The following is a 9,522-nucleotide window of genomic DNA, read 5'->3' on the forward strand; positions in this document are numbered from 1 at the left end:
TTCTATATTAAGGTAGGTTAGTGATGGCAGGTTTTCAATGATTACATGTTTCAACGGCACGATCTCCTCAATTCCAGTATCAAAATGTCGTATATGAAGGGTTTTTAGTTGCTGCAAATCATTAAATTTTAAACTATGAGCGGATACTCCACTTATATTTATTTTTCTAACGTTGGGCAGAGAGGAAAAGAACCTAGTGTTTTCATCAAACCGACAGGATAAAAAATGAAGATAATTGTTAGCTGAGGAACCGATTCGGATTTTCAGTGAATCAGTAATGTTTTCATTGATAAAGCCAAGGTAGACCCCTTTACTTTTGGCAATATCGATTTCAGTTTTACGCTGTCCCAAAGTATTATCCAGAGTTATAGAAAGATGAGTAGTGCTATCTCCACCTGATATATATCTAAATTGGTTACACTCGGTGATATGTACGCTTAGCCTATGCTTTCTTGCACCAAAACTGATTGAATCAATATGATCATTGTTCATCAAATCAAAAATACTCAGCGAATCAAGGCTGCCTGCTAATATGTTCACATCGGCACCATTAATAGGCAAGTTCTTAAGCTTTAGCCTTCTAAGTCCCTTCAAGGCAGCCAGCTTTCTATACCCTTCCGTTGTAATTTTGGGACAGCTAACAATAGCCAAACTTTCAAGCGAATCTGTTAACCCTTCTTTACTCAGGATATAACTAATTATGGAGTCATTAACTACCGGAAGCATCCATTCCTCACTTCCTTCCTCAAGAACCAGGTCAGTAATGCCTTCATAGGAATCTATGATCTCAATGCTCTTTTGAAATTTCCGGGAAGCCATGTACTCACAGGAGACAAAAAAAATACTGGCCAGTGTTAAAATACAAACGTTTTTCATTGAATCAGAAAGAAGTGCTGTAGCGATAAGTAAATTTTAAATATCAAATTAAATTAATGATATCTACTAATCCCAATCATTAGGCAATATCATGACGCTAAACAAAAGGCAAAATCACCAAACATAACCCTCCCTCCCCTGTTAAACAGTAATCAAACCAGCACAGGTAATCGCCTCGGCGGTTCTGTTTGCCAACCCTTAATTTGCCCGCTTATGAGAAACCAACCACACGAGACTATAGAAGATGTGAGAAGTGATGCGATCGAAAAGCACCACATTTCCCTGACCATCAACGGCACATCATATAACCTGGAGGTAGAGCCCTGGACGAGTGTTCTTGATCTGCTCCGTGAACATCTGAACCTAACCGGCACCAAAAAGGGCTGCGACCACGGCCAGTGCGGGGCTTGCACCATCCTGCTTGAAGGCAAACGCATTAACTCCTGCCTCACTCTGGCGATTATGCATGATGGGGCTGAGATCACTACCATTGAGGGGCTGGCCAACAATGACGGCCTCCACCCGGTACAGCAGGCATTTATCGAGCATGACGCCTTCCAGTGTGGCTACTGCACTCCTGGGCAGATCTGCTCAACCATAGGCCTGATCCATGAGGGCAAAGCCAAAACACTGGACGATATCCGCGACCTGATGAGTGGCAACATCTGCCGCTGCGGAGCCTACAACAATATTGTAAAAGTGGTGCAGGAAGCATTGGAGAACCATAAAAACCAAACACCATGAGACCATTTTCCTATTCCCGGGCAGAAGATATTGATACAGCAGTCAATGAGGTGACAGCACATGAGGATGCCAGGTTCATCGCGGGAGGCACTAACCTGCTGGACCTGATGAAGATAGATGTAATACACCCTCAACACTTGGTGGACATTACTCACATCGCGCATGACACTATTGAAAATACTGAGGACGGTGGACTAAGGCTGGGTGCCCTGGTTACCAATGCGGATACGGCCTACCACCCGGAGGTTGAGAAGCGTTACCCTTTACTTGCCCATGCCATACTTGCGGGCGCATCCCCCCAGTTGCGCAATAAAGCAACCGATGGTGGTAACCTGCTACAGCGCACCCGATGCTATTATTTTTACGACAAAACCACGGCATGCAATAAACGGGAACCGGGAAGTGGCTGCGCAGCTATTGATGGATATAACCGGTTACATGCTATTTTCGGAGCCAGCGAGCATTGCATTGCCACTCACCCCTCTGATATGTGCGTGGCACTTGCAGCACTGGATGCCCGGGTACAGGTTACAGGCCCGGACGGCAGCCGCACCATTCCCTTTGAAGATTTTCACCGACTACCCGGAGATACCCCCGAAAAAGACACTAACCTGCGAGAAGACGAGATCATAACATCTGTTGATCTCCCTCCGAAAGGCTTTGCAGATCACTACACTTATATAAAAAACCGCGACAGGGCATCTTATGCCTTCGCCCTGGTCTCAGTGGCCGCAACGCTTGAAATAGAGGATAACGTGATCAAAGATGCCCGGATCGCTCTGGGCGGTGTGGCGCATAAGCCTTGGCGCAATAAAGAAGCAGAAAGCCTCCTGATCGATAAACCTGCTGACCGGGATGGATTCCAGGCAGTAGCGGCGGCTATTGTTAAAGAAGCGAAGAGCTTCAGGTATAATGAATTTAAAATTGAACTGGCCAGACGCTCGATAGTAAGGGCGCTCATGGAGGCCTCTCAAACCTATCAGTAGTATGGCAACAAATCATATCGGCAAACCCAAAAATCGCGTTGACGGTTTAAAAAAAGTAACAGGAAGCGCAAAATATGCGGCTGAGTTTAATGCACCGGGCCTGGTGCACGGAGTGGTTATTTCAAGTGCCATCGCCAAAGGCAGAATTAAAGCCATTGACACGCATGATGCCCTGGAAATCGAAGGGGTGCTCCATATCTTCACCCATGAAAACACACCCGGACTGGCCTGGTTTGACCTCAGTTACAAAGACATGGATTCGCCTCCGGGCGCTCCGTTCCGGCCATTGCATAGCGACGAAATACAGTTTAATATGCAGCCTATTGCCCTGGTGGTTGCTGAAACACTGGAACTGGCTCGCTTTGCAGCCTTAAGGGTAAAGGTGGAATATGAAGTAGAGACACACAATACCAAACTGGCCGATAGTCTGGATGAGGCGATTGAGGGTAAGGGGTTCCGCGCTGGGTTCGAGCCTCCTAAGTCTATCGGAAAGTTTGAGGAAGCTTATGAGGCTGCCGATATAAAGCTGGAGACTGAATATTTTCATGGCGCAGAGCATCACAATCCTATGGAAATGCATGCCTCCACAGTAATCTATGAAGAAGACGGCGGGCTGACGATCTATGATAAAACCCAGGGTGTACTCAACAGCCGTCACTATGTTTCCATGATCTTTGGCATTAAACGGAAGAAAATCAAAGTAATCTCTCCATTTGTAGGAGGTGCATTTGGCTCAGGTTTACGCCCCCAGTACCAGCTCTTTATGGCTACTCTGGCAGCCCTGGAGCTTAAGCGACCGGTAAAAGTAGAGCTTACAAGGCCACAGATGTTCTCTTTCGGGCACAGGCCAATCACTATCCAAAAGCTCAAACTGGCGGCATCACCTGACGGATCACTACAGGCTGTCTCGCATAGTGCGTATTCCGAAACCTCCCGGTTTGAAAAGTACGTAGAGAATGTGGTTAACTGGCCCAAAAAGCTTTACCGATGCGAAAATGTAGAAGAGATCTACAAACTGGTGCAACTGGATATGTACACTCCTCTTGACATGCGGGCTCCCGGTGGAGCTACCGGTGTTTATGCCCTGGAGTCGGCCATGGATGAGCTGGCTTATAAACTCAACATGAACCCGCTGGAACTCCGGCTAAGAAACTATACGGATGAAGATAAGGGCAAAGAGAAACCCTTTTCCAGCAAAACGCTAAAGGAGTGCTACCGGGTAGCGGCAGAGAAATTTGGCTGGAGCCAAAGAAATCCCGAACCCCGCTCCACCCGAGAAGGGCATAACCTTGTGGGCTGGGGTATGGCCTCAGGTATCTGGGATGCCATGCAGACACCTGCAAGGGCCAAAGCCAGGCTTTCCGCAGATGGTAAGCTGGAGGTAGGTAGCGCTACAGCCGATATTGGTACAGGCACTTACACCATTATGACACAGATAGCCGCAGAAACCCTCGGACTACCTATGGAGCAGGTAACTGCAAAGCTTGGGGACTCATCACTACCCTTCGCCTTCCTTGAAGGCGGGTCTACTACAGCAGCATCTGTAGGTACGGCAGTCAAATACGTGTGCGATAAAATAGCGCGAAAGCTTTTGAAGGAGGCTGGAAAAATTGATGACTCCCCTTTTAAAGGCGCAAAAATGGAAGATGTAGTTTTCCGGGATGAAAATATCGTGGACAAACAGGACGATTCCGTTTTTATCCCCATTACTGAGGTCATGAAGCTTCGGGGATTGGGTACCATTCAAAAGAAAACCACGGCACTGCCCAATTTTCTGAAGCAAAATAAATACAGCAGAAACACCCATTCGGCAGTATTCGCCGAAGTAAAAATAGATGAAGACCTGGGCACGATCAAGGTTACGCGCATCGTAACAGCCATCGACGCAGGACGTATTCTCAATGCAAAAACAGCTCACAGCCAGATTTTGGGAGGCGTGGTCTGGGGTGTCTCCATGGCGCTTGAAGAAGACTCTTTTATGGATCATCATTATGGTCGCTTCATCAATCATGATCTGGCAGAATATCACATTGCGGTAAACGCGGACATGCCTGATATCGACATTACTTTTGTAGAAGAGGAAGACCATGTAGTAAGTCCGATTGGCGTAAAAGGTGTTGGCGAGATAGGCCTGGTAGGTGTGGCTGCCGCCATTGGCAATGCCGTTTATCATGCTACCGGCAAAAGGATAAGAAGCCTGCCGATTACTTTGGACAAAGCCATGTCAGAAGTTAGCGCGATATAAAAATCATGTGCCGCTTTCGCCCCTGATCATTGCCGGATTTGCACACGCTGTCTGCTGGTTTATTCATATATTTTTGTCTAAAACAAAATCAAACAGCCATGACAAAAATTAATCCCTATTTAAACTTTCCCGGCAATACAGAAGAAGCCTTCAACTTTTACAGATCCATTTTCGGAGGGGAGTTCCTAGGCGGCATCGTTAGGTTCGGTGATATGCCCATGGAAGGCCATGAAAACATGTCGGAAGAGACCAAAAACAAAATAATGCACATAGCACTGCCCATCGGGGATGGCAATATGCTGATGGCCACTGATGCCCTGGACTCGATGGGGCAAAAACTTTCGCAGGGCAACAATTTTTACATATCCGTAACGACCGACAGCAAAGATGAAGCACAACGCATCTATGAGAAACTTTCAGAAGGTGGCGTCATTGAAATGCCTATCGGTGATGTGCCCTGGGGTTCGTATTTCAGCATGTTTAAAGACAAGTTCGATATACAATGGATGGTAAGCTATGATTACCCAAAAGAGTAAGGAATATAAAAACCTTTTGTCCCGGCAGCAAAACCGGGACCCCCCTCCTGCCGCCGTACCATACGGTGAACTTCCCTGATTAGAGCACAAACACCAACCCAGCCCCGATAAGGGCGCTATCTGTAAGCAAAAGGTATAGTGACATTCACTGTTACGGTCCCTCAAGGAGATAGTAATACCGTGGAAATATTTAAAATTCCAATTCTTTAATACACTTTGTTTTCCAATTACCGTTTTACAATTTACCGTTTACCAATCACCGATCACCGTTTACTTTTACCGTTCCCGGTCTATTGCTCTACTGTCGATTCTTCTATCTCCGGACTCCCGTCTTCGGACTTACTGAATACCAATTTACCAACATTTTTACCCCCTCCTTTCCGGTTCTAAAAAATTTATTCCTAACTTTCCATTCAATAAGTTCTTTACTTAATTTCTTAATCAAAAACGGTAAGGGTTTTCGGTGAAAGCCGAAAATAATAGGGAATCGTGTGAAAATCACGAGCTGACGCGCAACTGTAGTTCCGACCTCACGAGAGGTAGCAATATTCCTGTTGACAAATGCCATTGTACTCAAAGAAGTATGAGAAGGCCAACAGGAACCGGAAAGCCAGGAGACCTGCCTTTATCGTCCTGTATATTACAGGATTTGACGATGCTTTCGCGATTTGAAGTATTAGCCAGAACAGATATTGATGCCATCTACACATGTATCAGGTGTGCTCATACCTTTCTTCTATATTTCATTAAAGCATGGTGAAGTTGAGCTGAAGAGCTTTTAACTAATTATTCAAATTACTTAAAAGCTTAAGCTATGCAAACAAACAATTTGGGCTACCCGTCCATCGGTAGCCATCGTGAATTAAAAAAAGCCTGTGAGGCATTCTGGAAAAACAAAATTTCAGAAACTGAATTACTCGAAACCGGAAAGGACATCCGGCTACACAACTGGAAACTTCAAAAAGATGCCGGAATAGACCTGATCCCCTCAGGCGACTTTTCTTTTTATGACCAGATATTGGATATGACCATGACTGTCGGTGCCATTCCCGAACGGTACAGCGATCTAAAAGCCGACAGCTCAAAGTCCGCGCTTGACCTTTATTTTGCCATGGCCCGTGGTTATCAGCACGATGGGCTGGATATAACAGCTATGGAAATGACCAAGTGGTTCGATACCAACTACCACTACATAGTGCCTGAGTTTACCAAAGACCAGCAATTCAAACTGTCTTCAACAAAAATTTTTGATGAATATGAAGAAGCCAAAGCCAATGGCATACTGACCAAGCCTGTCATACCCGGGCCGGTGTCTTACCTGCTGCTGGGTAAAGAGAAAGAAGAGGGCTTTCACCGGATAGACCTGATTGAAAAGCTCATACCGGTTTATCATGATATATTCAGAAGATTCTCCGAATCGGGCGTTGAGTATGTGCAAATGGATGAGCCTTTTCTTGTGATGGACCTGGATGACAAGGAGCGTAAAGCCTTTACCTATGCTTATGAGTCGCTTCATCAACAGTTTCCGGACATTAAAATCATACTCACTACTTACTTCGGTGACCTCAGGGACAATTTGAAAACTGCTTTATCCCTACCGGTTGATACTTTGCACATTGACCTGGTGAGGAGTCCTGAGCAACTGGATGAGATTTTAAGTTCCAAACAGTTGCCCTCGCACCTCAACTTGTCTCTTGGCCTCGTAGATGGCCGGAATATCTGGAAAAATGATTTCAGGCAGTCCCTGGGACTCATCCAAACGGCTACGGAAAAGCTCGGGGCACAGCGAATAACCATCGCCTCCTCATGCTCGCTCCTGCACTCACCCTGCGACCTTGACCTGGAAAAAGATAATGCGGCGCTTTCACCTGAAATAAAGCAGTGGCTGGCCTTTGCCAAACAGAAATTGAACGAGATCACGGTGCTGAAAAATTTATCGCTGGATGAGGAAAGAAATACCGCTCAGCAAGAATACATCAGCAACATCAATGCGGCAAAAAGCAGACAAACCTCTAAGCTGATCCATAACCCGAAGGTCAGCCAAAGGCTCAATTCGGTAACGGAAGAAGATTTCAGTCGCAGTTCATCATTTCCGGAAAGGAAAGAATTGCAAAACCAGCTTTTGGAGCTCCCCCTCTTCCCTACCACTACCATTGGTTCATTTCCGCAAACCGCAGAAGTGCGAAAATGGCGGGCTGATTTCAAAAAGGGAAATATTACGCAACAGCAGTATGAGACATTTTTAAAACAGGAAATAGAGAAATCCATCCATTGGCAGGAAGACATAAATATGGATGTGCTGGTGCATGGGGAATTTGAGCGGAATGACATGGTGGAGTATTTCGGCGAAAAACTGGAAGGCTTTGCTTTCACAAAATTCGGCTGGGTTCAAAGCTATGGTTCCAGATGCGTGAAGCCACCGATCATTTATGGAGATGTTCACCGTCCTCAGCCCATGACGGTAGCATGGACGGCATATGCCCAATCGCTTACTGATAAAATTGTTAAAGGCATGCTTACGGGGCCTGTCACCATACTGCAATGGTCATTTGTACGTAATGACCAGCCGCGCGCCAGCACTTGCCAACAAATATCACTCGCTATCCGCGATGAGGTGCTTGACCTGGAAAAAGCCGGAATAGAGATCATTCAGGTAGATGAGCCTGCCATTCGTGAAGGGCTGCCGCTGAGAAAATCTGACTGGGACGCTTATCTGAAATGGGCTGTAGGTGCTTTTAAACTGGCTACCAGTGGAGTAAAAGACGAAACGCAGATCCACACGCACATGTGCTATTCTGAGTTTAACGACATCATTGGCAATATAGCAGATATGGATGCCGATGTGATTACCATCGAATGCTCACGCTCGCAAATGGAGTTGCTCGATGCGTTTGCAGACTTCGAATACCCCAACGACATCGGGCCTGGTGTGTATGACATCCATTCACCCAGGGTGCCTTCGAGAGCAGAAATGGTAGCACTGCTTGAAAAAGCTAAAAAAGTAATACCTGCCGAACGGCTATGGGTAAACCCCGATTGTGGGTTAAAAACACGTGACTGGAAAGAAACCAAAACTGCGCTGGTGGAAATGATAGCCGCTGCCAGGCAGCTCCGGGAACGCATAAATGAAGCCGTAGTATAGGTTTTATTGAATTGTGGCATTAATTTTCTACTATTAACCATACCCGGCAAGCTGTCACAGGTTTGCCGGGTATACTTTCCATACATGAAGCATGAACTAAAATATTGTCCGCGCTGCAACCACACCTTTGAGTGCAAGGTTGGTTCAGTGGTGCTGTGCCAATGCTCTACGGTAAAACTGAGTCAGGAAGAACGGAATTTCATTAACGACAAGTATGAAGATTGTTTGTGCGCCGCCTGCATGGAAACCCTCAGGGATGAGTATAACCGGGAGAAATTTAATCTCAGGCTGAAGAAGATAGGTTATGGGTTCTGATCATTCTCCCTTTCATCACTTTTCAATATTATACTTATATCCCCGCTCCTTTCCAGGAATGCATATTTCACTGCACTAATGTCCGTGGTATTCCCGGCATTACGCATGGCCTCCTCAAGGTCCTTTTTGCTGATATTTTGCAGCGACATCTGTTTCCATATAATTTCACCATCCTTTACCAACATTTGATGGTGCCCTTTCACAAGCGCCCCAAACCAGTCGTAGCGGAACGCGAGCAAGCCCATAAGCCGATGGAGCAACACCAGTACCGTAGCGGCACAAATGGTAGGGACAAAGGGGGAATTGGCAGTAATAGCCCGGCTCAGAATAGAGCCCAAAATGATGCCCAATACAATATCAAAAGAGGTGAATTTCCCAAATATCCGCTTATTGCTGACCCTGATCAGGGTAACGGCAATAACAAAAACAATTAAAGCCCTGACAGCCATTTGCCACCATTCGATATCATTCTCACTTCCAATGATGCGTATTGCAAAGTCTTCCATGTTACACCAAAGCATCTAAATTCTATTATTGAACAACATCATAACCGTAAAGTTTGATGTGGAGGATCAAGGCTCCTGAGTACCAAAACCCTCACCCTCAGAATACTTCGTAGTGATAGCCTGCACTAAACATATTTTCGATTGTTCATCTTTTATTAAAATTCATTTTTTT

8 protein-coding genes and 1 riboswitch are annotated in these 9,522 nt (G+C 45.8%); of the genes, 6 read left to right on the forward strand and 2 right to left on the reverse strand.

Features of this window, described 5'->3' with window-relative positions:
* Window positions 1-819, reverse strand: an 819-nt coding sequence (locus E1163_RS30680; RefSeq protein ID WP_221418063.1) for a hypothetical protein, incomplete at its 3' end; no start/stop codon positions are given.
* 270 nt (window positions 820-1,089) lie between these two features.
* Here E1163_RS30680 and E1163_RS22055 point away from each other — a divergent pair.
* The 6 genes from E1163_RS22055 (at window position 1,090) to E1163_RS22080 (ending at window position 8,844) form a co-directional block, all read left to right on the forward strand.
* Window positions 1,090-1,620 (forward strand): (2Fe-2S)-binding protein, encoded by a 531-nt coding sequence (locus E1163_RS22055; RefSeq protein ID WP_155174638.1) that lies wholly within the window; start codon window positions 1,090-1,092, stop codon window positions 1,618-1,620.
* On the forward strand, window positions 1,617-2,606 hold the full coding sequence (locus E1163_RS22060) for an FAD binding domain-containing protein (RefSeq protein ID WP_155174639.1): 990 nt from the start codon (window positions 1,617-1,619) through the stop codon (window positions 2,604-2,606). Before E1163_RS22055 ends, E1163_RS22060 begins: the two co-directional genes overlap by 4 nt.
* A gap of 1 nt (window position 2,607) precedes the next feature.
* Window positions 2,608-4,851: a xanthine dehydrogenase family protein molybdopterin-binding subunit gene (locus tag E1163_RS22065; protein WP_155174640.1), complete on the forward strand. Its 2,244-nt coding sequence runs from the start codon at window positions 2,608-2,610 to the stop codon at window positions 4,849-4,851.
* Between the two features lie 98 nt (window positions 4,852-4,949).
* Window positions 4,950-5,387, forward strand: coding sequence for a VOC family protein (locus tag E1163_RS22070; RefSeq protein ID WP_155174641.1), 438 nt, complete (start codon window positions 4,950-4,952; stop codon window positions 5,385-5,387).
* Between the two features lie 437 nt (window positions 5,388-5,824).
* A riboswitch (cobalamin riboswitch) is annotated at window positions 5,825-6,028 on the forward strand.
* 173 nt (window positions 6,029-6,201) lie between these two features.
* Window positions 6,202-8,529 carry a 5-methyltetrahydropteroyltriglutamate--homocysteine S-methyltransferase gene (gene metE, locus E1163_RS22075; protein ID WP_155174642.1) on the forward strand — a complete coding sequence of 776 codons (2,328 nt, stop codon included), beginning with the start codon at window positions 6,202-6,204 and terminating at the stop codon, window positions 8,527-8,529.
* Window positions 8,530-8,613: 84 nt separating this feature from the next.
* The gene (locus E1163_RS22080; RefSeq protein WP_155174643.1) at window positions 8,614-8,844 is read left to right on the forward strand and encodes a cysteine-rich CWC family protein; all 231 of its coding nucleotides are present in this window, start codon (window positions 8,614-8,616) and stop codon (window positions 8,842-8,844) included.
* Here E1163_RS22080 and E1163_RS22085 read toward each other — a convergent pair.
* The gene (locus E1163_RS22085; protein WP_246223831.1) at window positions 8,832-9,350 is read right to left on the reverse strand and encodes a DUF421 domain-containing protein; all 519 of its coding nucleotides are present in this window, start codon (window positions 9,348-9,350) and stop codon (window positions 8,832-8,834) included. The genes E1163_RS22080 and E1163_RS22085 overlap by 13 nt on opposite strands.
* Window positions 9,351-9,522: the final 172 nt, after the last annotated feature.

Origin of the sequence: Fulvivirga kasyanovii (assembly GCF_009711405.1) — a bacterium.
Classification (GTDB): Bacteria; Bacteroidota; Bacteroidia; order Cytophagales; family Cyclobacteriaceae; genus Fulvivirga; species Fulvivirga kasyanovii.